Here is a 17,389-nt window from a genome sequence, read left to right as displayed (position 1 = left end):
CATCCATAGCTATCCCGAAAATCAATCCGTATAAGGCTGCAGCCCTTCATCCGACAAACGCAGAATCCGGTCGCAGTGCGTCGCCAACTCAACATCATGCGTCACGATGATAAACGCCGTACCCAAGGTACGCGACAACTCGAGCATCAGATCGAATGTCTTCTGCGCAGTTGCACGGTCCAGGTTACCGGTAGGTTCATCTGCCAGTACGCACGCCGGTTGTGTCACCAGCGCACGCGCCAAAGCCACGCGTTGTCGTTCACCACCGGACAACTCACCTGGTACGTGTGTAACGCGATGCTCGAGTCCTACCCGTGCCAGTATCTTGCGCGCTGTTTCATGCGCTTCCGCGCGCGGTACACGCCGTATCATCAGGGGCATCGCAACATTATCCAACGCAGAAAACTCTGGTAAGAGATGATGGAACTGATACACAAAGCCCAGCGACTGGTTACGCAAGTCACCACGTTTCTTTTCATCCAGCGTCGCGAAGTCCTGTCCCAGCAAGGTTACTGAACCCGCGCTAGGCGTATCTAGGCCACCCAGCAAATGCAGCAAGGTCGATTTGCCGGAACCGGAAGCGCCGACGATGGCCACACGCTCACCTTTGACGATATCCAGGTTGATGCCTTTCAGTACATTGACCGAATACTTCCCTTGCGTGAAAGTCTTAGCCAGATCACGGCACGCCAATACTTGATCACTCATAACGCAATGCCTCCGCAGGTTTTACGCGGGCAGCCCACCAGCTTGGGTACAGCGTCGCAACAAAAGAAAGTACTACTGCCACACTGCCGATGGTCCAGACATCATTCCAGCGCAAATCGGATGGCAGTTCGCTAATCAGGTAAATATCCTTGGGCAGGAATTGCACGTGCAGCAAGCGTTCAATAAACGGCACGATCACATCGATATTCGACGCAATCAACACACCACCACCGACGCCCAGTGCCGTACCTATCAGGCCGACCAAAGCGCCCTGGATCATGAAGATCTTCATGATGGAGCGTGGCGATGCACCGAGCGTACGCAGGATCGCAATATCAGCCTGCTTGTCGGTCACTGTCATCACCAGCGTCGACACCAGGTTAAACGCGGCAACCGCAATGATCAGGGTCAGGATGATGAACATCATGCGTTTTTCTGTTTGTACCGCAGCGAACCAGTTACGGTTCTGGCGCGACCAGTCACGTATCAGCACATTGCCGCTGATGACTTGCGTCAAATCCATCGCGACTTGTGGCGCACGCTGCATGTCGGCGATTTTCAGGCGCAAACCGGATGGCGCTGGCAGTTTAAACATAGTCATCGCATCATTAATATGGATGAAAGCCAGCGTCGAATCGTATTCAAAGTGACCGGAATCGAAAATGCCAGCCACGGTAAATTGCTTGAGACGCGGAATCACACCTGCCGGCGTAACCTGCCCTTGCGGCGCAATCATCGTTACCTTGTCGCCCAGCTGCGCGCCCATGCTACGGGCCAGCTCATTGCCCAGCACGATATTGAACTCACCCGCGCGCAAATTATTCAGGCTACCCTGGCGCACTTGCGACGCAACATCCGAAACCTTGGGCTCTTCCGCTGGCAACACACCACGCACCGCGACGCCACGCAAAGTGTCATCACGCGTCATCATGGCTTGGGCATCCACATAAGGTGCAGCGCCCAGCACTTCCTTATTTGTGAAGGCTTCACGCGCAGTCGCCTGCCAGTCCGGCAGCGCACCTTGCGGCTCGAAGATCTCTATATGCGAGAGCACCGACAGCATGCGGTCACGCACCTCCTTCTGGAAGCCGTTCATGACCGACAACACAATAATCAGTGCCGCCACGCCGAGCGCAATGCCCGCCATCGAAATCAGCGAGATGAATGAGATAAAGCTGTTACGACCACTGCGTCGCCCGGCACGCGTATAGCGTATGCCGACCAGCCATTCGAAAGATAAGTTTTTTATGATGCTCAAAGAGGGCTCCTGAATGCAGCACGCAGTTTGCCATACATTCCCCTTTGCCAGTACAGCCCGAGGGTGAAAAGCGGCAAGCGTACCAGCGATTGACTATGCCGTATCAACTTACGTTCCCGGCAGATACAAATCCGGATTAGCTATCCGGATCGCGATCCAGATAGCAGTGCATCACGCAATTGCCCTACAATCGCGGCATGACTCAACTTGCACTCCTTTTACCGTACGCCCTGCCACAGAAAGAAATGGCACGCGACCTCATGCGTGAGCTGAAAACGCCCGCACTCGCCACCCTGCTCGGACGCGGCGATTTGACCGAACACCTGGCATTTGACGGCTTTGCCCGCAGCCTGCCGCATGAAACATGGCTGGCGCGGCAATTCGGCCTGGGCAGCACAGGCGACACCAGCCCCGCCGCCGCACACAACGCGATGACCGCCTACGGCCTGCCAAGCGCAGATGGCACCTGGTTCATTCTGCAGCCTGTACATTTACACATCGCCCGCGATCACCTGGTCCTGACAGACACCCAGCAATTGCAGCTGGCGGAAGAAGATGCGCGCAGCCTGTTTGAGGTCATCCAACCTTTATTTGCCGAAACCGGCCAGACGCTGCTGTATGGCGATGCGCAAACCTGGTTCCTGCGCGCCGATGAATTATCCGCTTTGCAGACGTCAACTCCGGGCGCAGCCTGCGGCCACAACATCGACATCTGGATGCCCAAGGGCGAAAAAGCGCGTGACTGGCGTCGCCTGCAAAACGAAGTCCAAATGCATTGGCATGCCCATCCGACCAATGAAGCACGCGAAATGCGCGGCTTGAAACCGGTCAATTCGGTTTGGCTGTGGGGTGCCACAAGCAGTGGCAATGCGGCTCCGGCACAGAAATTTGAAGAAACATTCAGTTTATCAACCGAGCGCAATCCGCTGATCGGCGCAGAGCTGAGACAGCGCGCCGTGAGTTCCGCCGCCGAGCTGTTAGCCACTCATCCGCAACGTGGCCTGCTCACACTGGGAAGCCTCATCGCCCCGGCGATGGCTGGCGACTGGTCGGAATGGCTGATGCACCTGCAGGCGATGGAAGGCATTTGGTTCGCGCCTTTGCTGGAAGCACTGAAAAACGGCCAACTAGACCAGCTCAGCCTCACCCTCAGCAATAACACCGCCTTGTCGACCATCACCAGCAGCAAATCGTCGCTGCGCAAATTCTGGCGTAAAGCATCCCTCACCCGACTGGCACCATGACCCGTATTACCACCCGTCCCTATCCATTCCGCGATGCCGAACGCATGGCGCAAAGCGGCGTGCATCCGGTCATGGCACGCCTGTATGCCGCACGCGGCTTGCTCGACCTGAAGGAATTGAATAGCGAATTGACTGCGCTGATTCCGCCGCCCGGCTTGCTGCAAATAGATGTGGCCGCCAGCTACCTGGCCGACGCGATCGCCGCTAAAAAGAAACTCGTCATCGTCGCCGACTACGATTGCGATGGCGCGACCGCCTGTGCTGTTGCGCTGCGCGGTTTGCGCGCAATGGGTGCCATCGTCGACTTCATCGTGCCGAATCGCTTCGAATACGGTTATGGCCTGACGCCGGAAATCGTCGCCCTCGCCGTCCGTGAAAAAACACCGGACGTCATCGTCACGGTCGACAACGGCATCGCCAGCATAGACGGCGTGGCCGAAGCCAATCGTCGCGGCATCGATGTAGTCGTGACAGACCATCACTTACCCGCTGACACGCTGCCGGCAGCACGCGTCATCGTGAATCCGAATCAGCCGGATTGCGGCTTCCCGAGCAAGAACCTGGCAGGTGTAGGCGTGATGTTTTACGTGCTGCTCGCCTTGCGCGCAGAAATGCGCAAACGCGGCATCTTTGACGCGCAGACACAACCCAAGCTGGATAGCCTGCTCGACCTGGTCGCACTCGGCACTGTGGCCGACGTGGTCAAACTCGATGCCAATAACCGCATCCTGGTCGCCCAAGGTTTGAAGCGCATGCGCGCCGGACGCATGCACGCAGGCGTTGCCGCCCTGTTCCGCGCAGCAGGACGCGAAGCACGTCGTGCTTCACCGTTCGATCTTGGCTTTGCGCTGGGACCGCGCCTGAATGCCGCCGGTCGCTTGTCCGACATGTCGCTCGGCATCGAATGCCTGACCACCGACGACGAAGGCCGTGCCTGGGCTATCGCACAGCAACTGGATGAAATCAATCGCGAGCGTCGCAGCATAGAAGCGGATATGCAGGACACCGCGCTGCTCTTGCTGGAAAACTTCAATCCGCAAGACAAGACTACCATCAGCGTGTTTGATCCGAGCTGGCATCAGGGCGTGATCGGTATCGTCGCCTCACGCCTGAAAGACAAGTTTTACCGCCCGACGATTACCTTTGCCGATGCCGGAGATGGCTGGATCAAGGGTTCGGGTCGCTCGATTGCAGGCTTCCATTTGCGCGACGCGCTGGATCTGGTATCCAAGCACGCTCCGACACTGATCGATAAATTTGGCGGTCACGCGATGGCGGCTGGTTTGACGATACGGGCAGATGCGCTGGACGCGTTTACCGCAGCGTTTGAAGCAGTCGGCAAGGACTGGCTGGATCAGAATCAGCTGGAGCGCGTGGTAGAAACCGACGGCCCGCTGGAAACCGCTTACTTCACCACGCAATTCATCGAATTGATGGAAGCCCAGGTATGGGGCCAGGGCTTTGCGCCGCCAGTGTTTTGCGATGAGTTCCGCGTCGTCAACCAGCGCATCCTGAAAGAACGTCACCTCAAGCTGACATTGGAAAAAGACGGTGCCAGCTATGACGCTATCTGGTTCGGCCACATAGACTCGCTACCGAATCGTGCGCGCGTCGCTTTCCGTCTCGACGCGAATGAATTCAATGGCCGTACCCGCGTCCAGTTGCTGGTCGAGCATGCTGAGGCTACGGACTAAATCAACACACGTCAACGCACCGGCAGGAATTGCAGGAAGGAACCGCCGATCAGGTTTTGCACATAAGTGATACCGGCACGGCGGTACTTCTCAGTCAGGAACTCGGCCATCAGGTCGAGCCGACCAACCACCTTGCCGAATTCACGCTCAAAGCTCAGGTTGCGTCCGTTTTCGCTGATATCGTCCGCCAGAAGCAAGACCTTGCCGTTGCTGTCGCGTCGACTGCCCAGCAGCCACACCGCGATTTCGATATTGCGGGCGGCATTGTAGATATGCTGCGCATCCAGCCCGTCGATCAGGAAAAATTCGGTTTTGCCATCATGCGCGGCGACTATCATGTCGGCACTGCCATAAATCAGCGCCGCCACCCGGTCACCACTGAATTCAGGACTCAGCGCCAGGGACAGTGCCTTGATGTCGCGCTGGCCTTGCAGGCCCGGCCACGGCTGACGCTGCTCCACCGCAGCACGCACCCGCTTGATGCTTTCCTCACGGCTGGTGCCGGTTTTACGCCATTCGGCAGGATTGCGCTTGTACAGCTTATCCATCAGCAGATACAGGCTTTCCAGATTGTCACGCATGGCTATCGTGGCAATCCGGTTGGTATCCGACTGCGCCATCTCTTTACCGCTGGCTGACATCCCCTTGACTTCCCCGCGTGGCGCCGGGGTCGTGGAACAGCCTGTCAGTACCGCACATACGCAAAAAAACGCGCAAATGTGTCGCGACCGCTCCATATTTGTTACTCCCTGAATAATATTTATCAGTAGTCCTAATATTGAAAAAACGATATCCCAAGCCAGTTTGCCCTAGAAACTGGCTTAAAAGCAAACACTAGCTCAGGTATAATTCACGGTTTGATTGCTGAAGAAATATCATGGAAGCTGAACGCTTAAATTCCCTCGAATCCCTGCTCGCCGATCTCACGACTCGCGCGGCCGAACTCCGGAGGTATCTTTGACTTCGATGTGAAGTCAGAGAAACTCGACCAGGTCAACGGTGAACTCGAAGACCCGGATGTCTGGAATGACCAGAAACGCGCCCAGGACCTGGGCAAAGAAAAGAAATCGCTGGAAGCGATCGTCCATACGCTCATCAAGATTGATTCCGAGCTGAACGACGCGCGCGATCTGTTTGAAATGGCGCGTGAAGAAAAAGACGAAGACACCATCGTCGCCATCGAAAACGATGCTCAGGAATTGCTGAAGCTGGTTGAAGGCATGGAATTCCGCCGCATGTTCAACAATCCTATGGATGCCAACAACTGCTTTATCGATATCCAGGCTGGTGCTGGTGGTACCGAGGCGCAGGACTGGGCATCGATGTTGTTGCGCCAATACCTGCGCTATTGCGAACGCAAAGGCTTCAAGGTCGAAATCCTCGAACAATCCGACGGCGAGGTTGCCGGCATCAAAACCGCGACCCTCAAGGTTGAAGGTGACTACGCCTATGGCTTCCTGCGTACTGAAACCGGCGTGCATCGCCTGGTGCGCAAATCGCCGTTCGATTCGGCCAACGGTCGTCACACTTCGTTCTCCAGCTTGTTCGTCTACCCTGAAGTCGACGACTCGATCGAGATCGACATCAATCCGGCCGACGTCCGCATCGATACCTATCGTGCGTCCGGCGCGGGTGGTCAGCACATCAATAAAACCGACTCCGCTGTGCGTCTGACGCACGCTCCGTCCGGCATCGTCGTGCAGTGCCAGAACGACCGTTCGCAGCATCGCAACAAAGCCGAAGCATGGGACATGCTGAAAGCCAAACTGTTTGAGCTGGAATTGCGCAATCGCATGAGCGAACAGCAAAAGCTGGAAGACTCCAAAACCGACGTCGGCTGGGGTCACCAGATCCGTTCCTACGTGCTGGATCAGTCCCGCATCAAGGATTTGCGTACCAACTTTGAAACCGGCAATACCAAGGCGGTACTCGACGGCGACATCGACGACTTCATCGCCGCATCGCTGAAGCAAGGCGTATAAGCAGCACCGAGTACCTCCGTCAATAAAATACATTTACATACAGATTGTTGCCTCCCATGACTACGCACAACGACGACGCTGCAGCAGCGCTACCGCAAGACGAAAACAAAATCATCGCCGAGCGCCGCGCCAAGCTGAGCACCTTGCGTGAACAAGGTATCGCGTTCCCGAACGACTTCCGTCCACAACATAAAGCAGCCGACCTACACGCGCAGTACGACAGCAAGACACGCGAAGAACTGGAAGCCGAGCCAGTCACCGTGACGCTGGCAGGCCGCATGATGTTGAAACGTGAAGCAGGCAAGAAAGCTGCATTTGCCACCTTGCAGGATGCGTCCGGACCGAAGGCTGACGGCCGTATCCAGATCTACGCAACGCTGGACCTGACCGGTGAAGCGGCGATGGCGGCACTGCATCACTACGACCTCGGCGACATCCTGGGCGTGGTCGGTACCCTGTTCAAAACCAAGACCGATGAATTGACCATCAAGGTTACCGAACTGCGCTTGCTGACCAAATCGCTGCGTCCGTTGCCGGATAAATTCCACGGCCTGGCCGATCAGGAAACCAAGTATCGCCAACGTTACGTTGACCTGATCATGAATGAAGATACACGCCGTACCTTCAAGGCACGTACTGCTGCGATCGCATCGATACGTCGCTTCATGGCAGAGAACGACTTCATGGAAGTCGAAACACCGATGTTGCACACGATCCCTGGCGGTGCTGCAGCCAAGCCTTTCGTGACGCATCACAATGCGCTCGACATGGAAATGTTCCTGCGTATCGCACCTGAGCTGTACCTGAAGCGCCTGGTCGTCGGCGGCTTCGATCGCGTATTTGAAATCAACCGTAACTTCCGTAATGAAGGCGTCTCGATACGCCACAATCCGGAATTCACGATGATGGAATTCTATGCGGCCTACACCGACTACAAATGGCTGATGGACTTCACCGAAGCCGTCATCCGTCAGGCAGCGATCGATGCGCACGGCACCGCCACCCTGACATACGGCGGTCGCGAACTGGACCTGGCGAAGCCTTTCCATCGCCTGACCATCGTTGGTGCAATCAATAAATACGCGCCGCAATACAGCAACGAACAATTGCACGATGCCGAATTCATCAAGGCTGAACTGAAGAAATTCGGCGTCAAGCCACATGCCCACTCCGGCCTCGGCGCGTTGCAACTGGCACTGTTTGAAGAAACTGCGGAAGCGCAACTGTGGGAGCCGACATACATCATCGATTACCCGGTTGAAGTATCGCCACTGGCACGTGCTTCGGATACCGTCGAAGGCATCACCGAGCGCTTTGAATTGTTCATGGTTGGTCGTGAAATCGCCAACGGCTTCTCCGAGCTGAACGATGCAGAAGACCAGGCAGCACGCTTCCAGGCACAGGTAGCCGCCAAGGACGCAGGCGATGAAGAAGCGATGTACTACGACGCTGATTACATCCGTGCACTGGAATACGGCATGCCTCCGACCGGTGGCTGCGGTATCGGTATCGATCGCCTGATGATGATCATCACCGACTCGCCGAATATCCGTGACGTATTGCTGTTCCCGCACCTGCGTCGCGAAGACTAAGTTTCCATATGAAAACAAAAAAGGACTGCTTCGGCAGTCCTTTTTTTATTGTGAGAAACTAAATGTTGTTTTCAGGTGTGTATCGTTACATAGGCTTACATTTGACACAGGTTTCGGCTTTTTATTTAACTGGTAGCGCGCAATACTGCAGCTACTCGAACAATAACCACTAGCTGGGGGAACCATGGAAACCAATAACACTACTAGTCGCATACACCCACTCATCGCCGCTGCTGCTGTCGCAGTATTGCTGGTCTGTCTGGTTGGTATCGCCGCCATGACCGGTATGCTGCCTAACTCAAACAGCTCCGGCTCACAAAAAGAAGCCATCGCCGCGCTGGAAAAAGAAGCCGCTGATAAAGCAGCAGAAGCACAAGCTGCCGAAGAACGTGCCGATCAGGCACGTCGTGAAGCAGATGAACGCCAGGCTGCTGCTGCCAAGGCAGCGAAGCAGGCACAAGCCCGTGAAAACTCCAGCAACAAGCTGGCACAAGCAGCGCCTCCAGCCCAGGTTTGCAGCAACTGCGGTCGCATCGAATCCATCCGCAGTGTACAAACCGCAGCCAAACCTAGCGGTGTCGGTATCGTTGGTGGTGCTGTAGTTGGTGGCTTGCTCGGTAACCAGATCGGTAACGGTAACGGCCGCAGCCTGGCAACAGTAGCTGGTGCAGTCGGTGGCGGTTATGCCGGCAATGAAATCGAGAAACACACCCGCACCACCACGACCTATGAAGTGCGTGTCCGTATGGACGATGGTCGCATCCGCACCTTCCCATACAATAACCCACCTAACTGGAGCAACGGCGACCAGGTTCGCGTAGTTGATGGTTATCTGCGCCCACGTTAATCCTTGATGGCCATAAAAAAAGCGACCTGCGGGTCGCTTTTTTTTCGTCACAATGAAGTGATTATTTCGATTCCTCTATCCATGCCATCTGGATCGCTTCGAGGATTTTTTCACCTGAGTGATCCGGTGCATCGTCAAAGCCGTCGAGTTCACATACCCAGCGGTGCAGGTCGGTAAAACGTATCGTCAAAGGATCGATGTCTGGGAATTTATCGTTCAATTCTTCCGCAATGCGGATGGTATCTGTCCATTTCATATCAGCTCTCCCGGCAATAAGTTTTAGTGATTTTCGCTGGCATGATTAATTGTATAGCGTGGAATCTCAACCACCAGATCTTCTTCCGCTACGATGGCCTGGCAGGACAGGCGCGATGAGGCTTCCAGGCCCCAGGCCTTGTCCAGCAAATCTTCTTCAGTTTCACCGGCTTCATTCAGCGAAGCAAAGCCCTCGCGCACGATCACGTGGCAAGTTGTGCAAGCGCAGGATTTCTCGCAAGCGTGTTCGATATCGATATCGTTTTCCAGCAAAACATCACATATCGATTTGCCTGCAGGCGCTTCGATTACGGCACCGTCCGGGCACAAAGCATGGTGGGGAAGAACAACGATTTGGGGCACTTGGTTTACCTCGAAAGTTTAAGTTTTAATGCGCACTGCTTAGCCTGACTACCCTTCACCCACAGGATGAAGAGCGATGTATCAAATTTCGTCCAGTTTCTTGCCAGAAAGCGCAGTTCGTACGCTGCGATCCATGCGACGTGCGGCAAATTCTTCCGTCCCTTGCGCCAGGGCTTCGACTGCCGCCTTGATCGCATGATGGTCGTTACCGGTGCTGCTTTGCTGCACGGCAGCCAGCAAGCCGGTAACGGATGCACGCTCGTCATCAGACAACAAGCCACCATCTTCCGCCAGCGCGGATTGCGTCGCCAGTACGATGCGCTCTGCTTCCACCTGCTCTTCGCGCAAAGCACGCAAAGCCATGTCGACATCTGCCGACTTGAATGAATCCTGCAGCATCTGCGCGATTTGGTCGTCTTCCAGACCATACGAAGGTTTGACGCTGATCGAAGCTTCGACGCCGGAACGCAGTTCACGGGCAGAAACAGAGAGCAAGCCATCCGCATCCACCTGATAGGTGACGCGTATGCGTGCTGCGCCCGCAGCCATCGGTGGAATGCCGCGCAATTCAAAGCGAGCCAGCGAGCGGCAATCGCTCACCAGTTCACGTTCGCCCTGCACAATATGGATCGCCATCGCAGTCTGGCCATCTTTAAAAGTCGTGAATTCCTGCGCGCGTGCACATGGAATGGTCGAGTTACGTGGAATGACTTTTTCAACCAGGCCGCCCATGGTTTCTATACCGAGCGACAAAGGAATCACATCCAGCAACAACCAGTCGTCGCCTGCGGCACGATTACCGGCCAGCAGATTGGCTTGTATCGCCGCGCCGAGCGCCACAACTTTATCCGGATCAATATTCGCCAGCGGCGTAGCCTGGAAAAACTCACCGACCGCTTTACGGATATGCGGCATGCGCGTCGCACCACCCACCATCACAACGCCATCGACGTCATCCACGGTCAGGTCAGCATCGCGCAATGCTTTCTTGGTCGGCGTAATGGTTTTCGCCACCAGATGCTGCGTCATTTTGACAAACTCTTCAGCCGTCACTGTCAGGTGCACTTCTTCGCCCGAACCCAGTGCCGCATCTATGCGTGTTTCTGCCTTGGTCGACAGCAATTCTTTCGCTTCGCGCGACTTCACCATCAAAACACTGAGGTCTTCATCGGACAAAGGCGAGAGCTTGGCTTGTTCTATGATCCAGCACAGCAGGCGATGATCGAAGTCGTCACCACCCAGGGCGGAATCGCCACCGGTAGACAACACTTCAAATACACCCTTGGTCAGTTTGAGTATGGATACGTCAAAAGTACCACCGCCCAGATCGTAGACTGCGAATACGCCTTCAGAGCCGTTATCGAGACCGTAGGCAATCGCAGCAGCGGTCGGTTCATTCAGCAGGCGCAAGACGTTCAGGCCAGCCAGCTTGGCTGCATCCTTGGTCGCCTGGCGTTGCGCGTCATCGAAATACGCAGGCACGGTAATCACCGCACCGACCAACTCATCACCGAGCGCATCTTCTGCCTGCTGACGCAAAGTGGCGAGGATCTCAGCGGAAATTTCTACCGGGCTTTTGACACCAGCCACGGTTTTCAGCTGCACCATGCCAGGTGTGTCGAGGAAATCGTAAGGCAGGTTTTCGACATAGGCGATGTCTTTCAAACCACGACCCATGAAACGCTTGACCGACGCTACCGTATTTTTTGGATCAGTATTTTGTGCTGCCAGCGCCTTGTAACCGATTTGCGCGTGACCGTTCTTCATGTAGTGCACGACGGACGGCAGCAAGGCGCGCCCTTCTTCATCGGTCAATACTTCAGGAATACTGTTGCGTACTGTCGCGACCAGAGAATTGGTAGTACCGAGATCAATACCGACTGCCAGCCTGTGCTGATGCGGCGCGGTAGACATGCCGGGTTCGGCGATTTGAAGAAGAGCCATATTCGTTTGTAACTTATCTCAAGATGGGATGACGGTCATACTGCGGCCATCATCGTTAGCGCGTGATTGCTAGCTACGCGCATTAATCGGTTTTACTGCACTCGATGCCATGCCCTATCAATCCGGCAAGGCATCCAATGCATAAGAAACTTCTTCGGCAAATTTTTCCAGGAACATCAGCTGGCGCACTAGTCCGGCCGCTTGCGTAAAGTCGTTCGCATCCAGCAAGGTGCCGATCTCGGCTACCGTGGTTTTGCGTGCGGCGCGAATCGCGCTGTCCAGCTCATCCAGCTCTTCACTGCTTTTGTGTGCACGTGCGTCGTCCAGCGCTTCGCGCCACTCCATTTGTTGCATCAGGAATTCAACCGGCATCGCGGTATTGGACTCGACCTGCAGATCGACACCATTCAGTTCACACATGTAAGCAGCGCGCTTGAACGGGCTCTTCAGTGTCTGATAGGCCTCATTCGCACGGGTCGCCCATTGCATCGCCACGCGTTTCTCGGCATCCGACGCATGTGCAAACTTATCAGGGTGAACCTGGCCCTGCACGCTGTGATACGCGCCATCCAGTGCCTTCAGGTCGACGGCAAAGCGCTGCGGCAGGTGGAAGAGTTCGAAGTGGTTTTGCATGCTTGTGCGCTGGCTATGGGCTGGCTTTTAGTGCGATGCGACACATCGCATCAGTGAATACTCAGGGAATATCCGGTTTATTAAATAAAAAAGCCTGCGCACATTCGACAGGCTCTCTCTAAAGAAGGCATTCCTGCCGGAGCGCAAACGCCCCTGCAGCCAGCTATCAAATACGGAAGCTTTCGCCGCAACCGCATTCATCCTTGACGTTCGGATTGCGGAATTTAAAACCTTCGTTCAGACCTTCACGTGCAAAGTCCAGCTCGGTGCCGTCGATGTACGGCAAGCTCTTCGGATCGACAAAGACTTTGATGCCATGCGATTCAAACACGCTATCTTCATTGGCGCTTTCGTCCACATATTCCAGCTTGTAGGCCAGACCGGAACAACCGGTCGTGCGCACGCCGAAACGAAGGCCGATACCCTTGCCGCGCCGTTCCATATAGCGAGTAATGTGCTTCGCTGCTTTTTCAGTCAGTGTAATTGCCATGATCTTTGCTCTAAAAGATTGTCCGGACTGTGCCACGCGCATCCGCAAGGACACGCGCTGCACAGACGCTTAAACAAGCTTAAGCCGCTTCTTTCGATTCAGCTACGCCGTGCTTGGTTTTGTAGTCCAGCACTGCTGCCTTGATCGCATCTTCTGCCAGAATCGAGCAGTGAATCTTGACTGGCGGCAAAGCCAGTTCTTCCGCGATTTGCGTGTTCTTGATCGACATTGCTTGGTCCAGGGTTTTGCCTTTGACCCATTCGGTCACCAGCGACGACGAAGCAATCGCCGAGCCGCAGCCGTAGGTTTTGAACTTGGCATCCTGGATCACGCCGTCAGCGCCGACCTTGATTTGCAATTTCATCACGTCGCCGCAAGCCGGCGCACCGACCATGCCGGTACCGATGGTTTCATCGCCTTTGTCGAAGGCACCCACGTTACGTGGATTTTCGTAGTGATCGAGAACTTTGTCTGAGTAAGCCATTTTGATACTCCTTGTTAAGCCTTATTCCTGCCATTCAGCGACAGGAATGAGAACGATATTAGTGCGCTGCCCATTGGATCGTGCTGATATCGATCCCGTCTTTATACATATCCCACAGCGGCGACAATTCGCGCAGCTTGTTGACTTTTTCCTTGATCAGCTTGATCGTGAAATCCACGTCCTCTTCCGTCGTAAAGCGACCGAAAGTGAAACGAATCGAACTGTGCGCCAATTCATCGCTGCGACCGAGCGCTCTCAATACATAAGATGGTTCCAGACTGGCCGAAGTACAAGCCGAACCTGAAGAAACAGCCAGATCCTTGATTGCCATGATCAGCGACTCGCCTTCAACATAGTTGAAGCTGACGTTGAGGTTGTGCGGTACGCGGTGATCCATATCGCCGTTGATATAGACCTCTTCCATATCCATCAGGCCTTTGGCCAAACGGTCGCGCAAACCCTTGATACGGGTGATTTCTTCATCCATTTCTTCACGTGCGATACGGAAAGCTTCGCCCATGCCCACGATCTGGTGGGTTGCCAGCGTGCCCGAACGCAGGCCGCGCTCATGGCCACCGCCGTGCATTTGCGCTTCGATACGGACGCGTGGTTTGCGGCGTACGTACAAGGCACCGATACCTTTAGGACCGTAGGTTTTGTGTGCAGTAAATGTCATCAGGTCGACTTTGGATTTTTCCAGGTCGATCTTCACTTTGCCGGTTGCCTGTGCAGCGTCGCAATGGAAGATGATGCCCTTGCTGCGGCACAATTCGCCGATTTCATCGATAGGCTGAATGACGCCGATTTCATTGTTGACCAGCATCACCGATACCAGAATGGTGTCAGGACGGATCGCTTCCGCCAATTGCTCGATAGTGATCAGGCCATTGTCTTGCGGTTGCAGATAAGTTGCTTCAAAACCCTGGCGCTCCAGTTCACGCACGGTATCCAGCACAGCTTTGTGCTCGGTCTTTACCGTGATGATGTGCTTGCCCTTGGTTTTATAAAATTGTGCCGCGCCTTTGAGTGCGAGGTTGTTGCCTTCCGTTGCGCCCGAAGTCCAGATGATTTCACGTGGGTCAGCGTTGACCAGTGCAGCGACTTGCTCACGCGCATCTTCCACTGCCTTCTCAGCCGTCCAGCCATACATATGGCTGCGCGAAGCCGGATTACCGAACTGCTCACGCAGGTACGGAATCATTTTGTCAGCGACCCGTGGATCGATAGGCGTAGTCGCCGAATAATCCATATAAATCGGGAAATGCGGCGCCTTGATCGTATCAATCAGGCTTTTGTCTAACGGGGCGTTCATCTTTTAAGCTCCAATAATCAAACGGCTGCGTGGTTGCGGTGCACAACCACCACGCATTGTTCAGAAATCTTTTGTTTTTGCTGGTCAACCAAATCTTTTAACGACACAGAATCGAGATAATCCACCATTTTTGCATTTAGCGTTGCCCACAGGTCATGCGTCATGCAACGACCACCGTGTTCATGCTCAGGGCTATGGCAATTTTCCTTGCCACCGCACTGCGTTGCGTCCAGAGGTTCATCGACGGCAATAATGATATCTGCCACCGTCACGTCTTCTGCACGACGCGCCAGGTTGTAACCACCACCTGGTCCGCGCACGGATTCAACGATTTCATGACGGCGCAACTTGCCAAACAACTGCTCCAGATACGACAGCGAAATCTCTTGTCGCTGGCTGATTCCGGCGAGCGTGACCGGACCATTGTCCTGGCGCAATGCCAAGTCAATCATTGCTGTTACAGCAAAACGTCCTTTAGTCGTCAAACGCATGAATCTTGCCTCCAGTGATCAACAGGAATGAATAAACCGAGTGGTTGATCGATTCACTCAAGTATAACAAACTTGACTGAATCTGTCAGGTACCCGCTTTTTCCGATTTGCCGGGATACAACAAGGCTTTTCCGCCAACATTTCCAAGTCGATATTTTATAAGTCACCCGGCCTGACAACATTGACCGGCGTCACTAAGCCAGATATTGCATCGCAGAAAAATCAGTTTTTTATGCGCCAGCAAATTACCCTGCGATAGCCAGCAGGACGCACGCAAACCCAAGCCGCAACCGTCCCGAAGCACCGAATTCACCCCAAACACCATTAGCCAAAATAATTATTTGAATGATTATTCAATCAATTTAATTAAACTTTCCAGAGCAAAACCCAAAATAACAGCAATAGAAGAAAGCACATTTCACACTGATTTAGTACAAATATGACTTTGAACGAATATTCAATTTATAATTGACCCTTCGTTAATTGACTGAAACCTCGTTTCGATATCTGCAATGGCCACACGCATCTCCAAGACCCCGCAATCGCCTACCCAAAAAGCCGATAAAAAACGAATTGAAGTCCTCAAGGCAGCTGGCAAATGTTTCCGCAAAACCGGCTTCCACCAAACCTCCATGCAGCAAATCTGCGCTGAAACCGGCCTCGGCCCGGGTGCGGTCTATCGTTATTTCACCGGCAAGGAAGCCATCATTGAAGCGATGGTGGAAGATGAACGCCGCCAAACCCGCGCCATGCTGCTGCAAATGCGCGATGCTGAATCACTACAACAAGCACTGAACAACACCACTCGCCTGTTCGCAGAACGTTATCGCGCGGGTGGTGACGCCAGCCTGATGACTGAAGTCTATGCAGAAGGCATGCGCAGCAAACGCGTAGGCACGGTGCTGCGCAAGATAGAAGCGGAATGGATCATGGGCCTGACCAACCTGCTGCGGGTTGCGCAAGCACGTGGACAGATGGATGCATCACTGGATGCAGCGCAAACAGCTTTGTTCCTGACCGGGATGTGGGATGGGATGGTGATACGTCAGCATTTCCACGCGCATGATGATCAGCACGCGTTGCCAGCCTTCTTTGAAACGATGATTTCGCGGCTGCTGACACGTGAAAGCAAACCGGAAAAATCAGGCAAAGCTGCAGCGACACAAGCCAGTGCTGCCGCTCCGGCGAGTGAAGCCAAAGAGCCGGCAGAAGCGACCGACCTGCGTCAGCTCAGCCTGATTTAAAACAACTCTACTTCTGCAATAAATGCATAGGACCAAACAAGTCCTGCATCACCGCATTCGCGATAAAGCTCAGGTTATACGGGTGCTCGGAAACCTTCTTCGGGAAGCGCCCACTCTCAGGTAAAGCCTCCAATTGCACCGCTATCTTGCCCCACAAGACCAGCGTCGGCGCGATCTGGCCTGCGTGTTGCGCATGATCAGCCAAAGCCGCCAGCACGGTTTGCAGAAACGGCAACCAGGCTTTCGCATCCTTCACCGGCGCGACATGGGCGCGGAATACCAGCGAAGCATTCAACAAGAGGAAGCCATGCTGCGTCAGCTTGTCCTGCAACTCAGGCAAGGTCTGGATCACTTTAGCCGGCTCCGCCTGCGCCTTCTGTGAAACACCCGCCAAAGCATCGCCGGTGGTCTGCTCTACCGCCAACTGACCATCCGCCACCAGCAGCATTTTCATGAAATTGCGCAACGAAGTGGCACGATTGACCTGCTTGGACAAACCCTTGTCCGACCACAGTGACGACACCGCACCGTCCATAAAACAAACCCCGGTCGCACTGTCCGGACGCGGATAAGGCCCCTCGCCCACCAATACATAGCGCACGGCAGCCAGCGGCTGCTTGAAAGCGGCAAACAGACGGCCGCCATTCGGCAGGAAATCATCAGCGGCCAGCGTAGGCAAATAATCAGGAGCGGCTTGATGTACTGCTTGCAGGCCAGCCAGCAGAGTAGGACGCCAGGATGCGTCAGCGGCATCCAGCATGGCAATAAAGGTAGGTGGAATTGTGTGCGACATAGCTTGATAGCGAGCGGGCGAAAGCAGCGATTGTAGCCGCTAGTTCGCCCGGCAC

Annotated in this window: 18 protein-coding genes; 6 read left to right on the top strand and 12 right to left on the bottom strand. The window is 54.6% G+C overall.

Features of this window, described 5'->3' with window-relative positions:
• Positions 1-21: 21 nt before the first annotated feature.
• Together lolD and H7U06_RS12810 are read right to left on the bottom strand one after the other, a co-directional pair.
• Positions 22-708 carry a lipoprotein-releasing ABC transporter ATP-binding protein LolD gene (gene lolD / locus H7U06_RS12815; RefSeq protein WP_175626526.1) on the bottom strand — a complete coding sequence of 229 codons (687 nt, stop codon included), beginning with the start codon at positions 706-708 and terminating at the stop codon, positions 22-24.
• Positions 701-1,966, bottom strand: a complete 1,266-nt coding sequence (locus H7U06_RS12810; protein WP_175626525.1) for a lipoprotein-releasing ABC transporter permease subunit — start codon at positions 1,964-1,966, stop codon at positions 701-703. The genes lolD and H7U06_RS12810 overlap by 8 nt, the downstream gene beginning before the upstream one ends.
• 245 nt (positions 1,967-2,211) lie before the next feature.
• Between H7U06_RS12810 and H7U06_RS12805 the strand changes: the two genes are divergently transcribed.
• Positions 2,212-3,210 carry a hypothetical protein gene (locus tag H7U06_RS12805; protein WP_254873239.1) on the top strand — a complete coding sequence of 333 codons (999 nt, stop codon included), beginning with the start codon at positions 2,212-2,214 and terminating at the stop codon, positions 3,208-3,210.
• Positions 3,207-4,904: a single-stranded-DNA-specific exonuclease RecJ gene (gene recJ, locus H7U06_RS12800; protein ID WP_175626523.1), complete on the top strand. Its 1,698-nt coding sequence runs from the start codon at positions 3,207-3,209 to the stop codon at positions 4,902-4,904. Before H7U06_RS12805 ends, recJ begins: the two co-directional genes overlap by 4 nt.
• Before the next feature lie 11 nt (positions 4,905-4,915).
• Here recJ and H7U06_RS12795 read toward each other — a convergent pair whose 3' ends face one another.
• On the bottom strand, positions 4,916-5,641 hold the full coding sequence (locus tag H7U06_RS12795) for a hypothetical protein (RefSeq protein WP_175626522.1): 726 nt from the start codon (positions 5,639-5,641) through the stop codon (positions 4,916-4,918).
• Between the two features lie 140 nt (positions 5,642-5,781).
• Between H7U06_RS12795 and prfB the strand changes: the two genes are divergently transcribed.
• From prfB to H7U06_RS12780, 3 genes are all read left to right on the top strand, one after another.
• Positions 5,782-6,886 (top strand): peptide chain release factor 2 gene (gene prfB, locus H7U06_RS12790; protein WP_175626521.1). Its coding sequence is split into 2 segments (ribosomal slippage): positions 5,782-5,862 and positions 5,864-6,886, totalling 1,104 coding nucleotides; the frame shifts between segments, so codons are not numbered across the junction.
• Positions 6,887-6,942: 56 nt separating this feature from the next.
• Complete coding sequence (lysS, locus tag H7U06_RS12785; RefSeq protein ID WP_175626520.1) at positions 6,943-8,478, top strand: lysine--tRNA ligase; 1,536 nt, start codon at positions 6,943-6,945, stop codon at positions 8,476-8,478.
• A gap of 184 nt (positions 8,479-8,662) precedes the next feature.
• Positions 8,663-9,325, top strand: coding sequence for a glycine zipper 2TM domain-containing protein (locus tag H7U06_RS12780; protein ID WP_175626519.1), 663 nt, complete (start codon positions 8,663-8,665; stop codon positions 9,323-9,325).
• A gap of 61 nt (positions 9,326-9,386) precedes the next feature.
• On the opposite strand, the gene iscX is transcribed toward H7U06_RS12780, so the two are convergent.
• From iscX to iscR, 8 genes are all read right to left on the bottom strand, one after another.
• The gene (iscX, locus tag H7U06_RS12775) at positions 9,387-9,581 is read right to left on the bottom strand and encodes a Fe-S cluster assembly protein IscX (protein ID WP_175626518.1); all 195 of its coding nucleotides are present in this window, start codon (positions 9,579-9,581) and stop codon (positions 9,387-9,389) included.
• A gap of 23 nt (positions 9,582-9,604) precedes the next feature.
• Positions 9,605-9,943 carry an ISC system 2Fe-2S type ferredoxin gene (gene fdx, locus H7U06_RS12770; RefSeq protein WP_175626517.1) on the bottom strand — a complete coding sequence of 113 codons (339 nt, stop codon included), beginning with the start codon at positions 9,941-9,943 and terminating at the stop codon, positions 9,605-9,607.
• A gap of 81 nt (positions 9,944-10,024) precedes the next feature.
• Entirely contained in the window at positions 10,025-11,887 is a 1,863-nt protein-coding gene (gene hscA, locus H7U06_RS12765) for a Fe-S protein assembly chaperone HscA (RefSeq protein WP_175626516.1), read from the bottom strand.
• Between the two features lie 117 nt (positions 11,888-12,004).
• A complete protein-coding gene (hscB, locus tag H7U06_RS12760; RefSeq protein ID WP_175626515.1) occupies positions 12,005-12,520 on the bottom strand; it encodes a Fe-S protein assembly co-chaperone HscB in 516 nt (171 codons plus the stop codon).
• A 166-nt stretch (positions 12,521-12,686) separates the two neighbouring features.
• Positions 12,687-13,010, bottom strand: a complete 324-nt coding sequence (gene iscA / locus H7U06_RS12755) for an iron-sulfur cluster assembly protein IscA (RefSeq protein WP_012079111.1) — start codon at positions 13,008-13,010, stop codon at positions 12,687-12,689.
• Positions 13,011-13,089: 79 nt separating this feature from the next.
• The gene (iscU, locus tag H7U06_RS12750; RefSeq protein ID WP_012079110.1) at positions 13,090-13,494 is read right to left on the bottom strand and encodes a Fe-S cluster assembly scaffold IscU; all 405 of its coding nucleotides are present in this window, start codon (positions 13,492-13,494) and stop codon (positions 13,090-13,092) included.
• Positions 13,495-13,552: 58 nt separating this feature from the next.
• Positions 13,553-14,806: an IscS subfamily cysteine desulfurase gene (locus H7U06_RS12745; RefSeq protein ID WP_175626514.1), complete on the bottom strand. Its 1,254-nt coding sequence runs from the start codon at positions 14,804-14,806 to the stop codon at positions 13,553-13,555.
• A 17-nt stretch (positions 14,807-14,823) separates the two neighbouring features.
• Positions 14,824-15,297 carry a Fe-S cluster assembly transcriptional regulator IscR gene (gene iscR, locus H7U06_RS12740; protein ID WP_012079108.1) on the bottom strand — a complete coding sequence of 158 codons (474 nt, stop codon included), beginning with the start codon at positions 15,295-15,297 and terminating at the stop codon, positions 14,824-14,826.
• A 512-nt stretch (positions 15,298-15,809) separates the two neighbouring features.
• Between iscR and H7U06_RS12735 the strand changes: the two genes are divergently transcribed.
• Positions 15,810-16,541, top strand: a complete 732-nt coding sequence (locus H7U06_RS12735; protein WP_175626513.1) for a TetR/AcrR family transcriptional regulator — start codon at positions 15,810-15,812, stop codon at positions 16,539-16,541.
• 7 nt (positions 16,542-16,548) lie between these two features.
• On the opposite strand, the gene H7U06_RS12730 is transcribed toward H7U06_RS12735, so the two are convergent.
• Complete coding sequence (locus H7U06_RS12730) at positions 16,549-17,334, bottom strand: uracil-DNA glycosylase (protein WP_175626512.1); 786 nt, start codon at positions 17,332-17,334, stop codon at positions 16,549-16,551.
• Between the last annotated feature and the right edge of the window lie 55 nt (positions 17,335-17,389).

The sequence above is a fragment of the Herminiimonas sp. Marseille-P9896 genome (assembly GCF_903993245.1).
GTDB lineage: Bacteria > Pseudomonadota > Gammaproteobacteria > Burkholderiales > Burkholderiaceae_D > Oxalicibacterium > Oxalicibacterium contaminans.
This window is presented reverse-complemented; position numbering and strand designations above follow the sequence as displayed.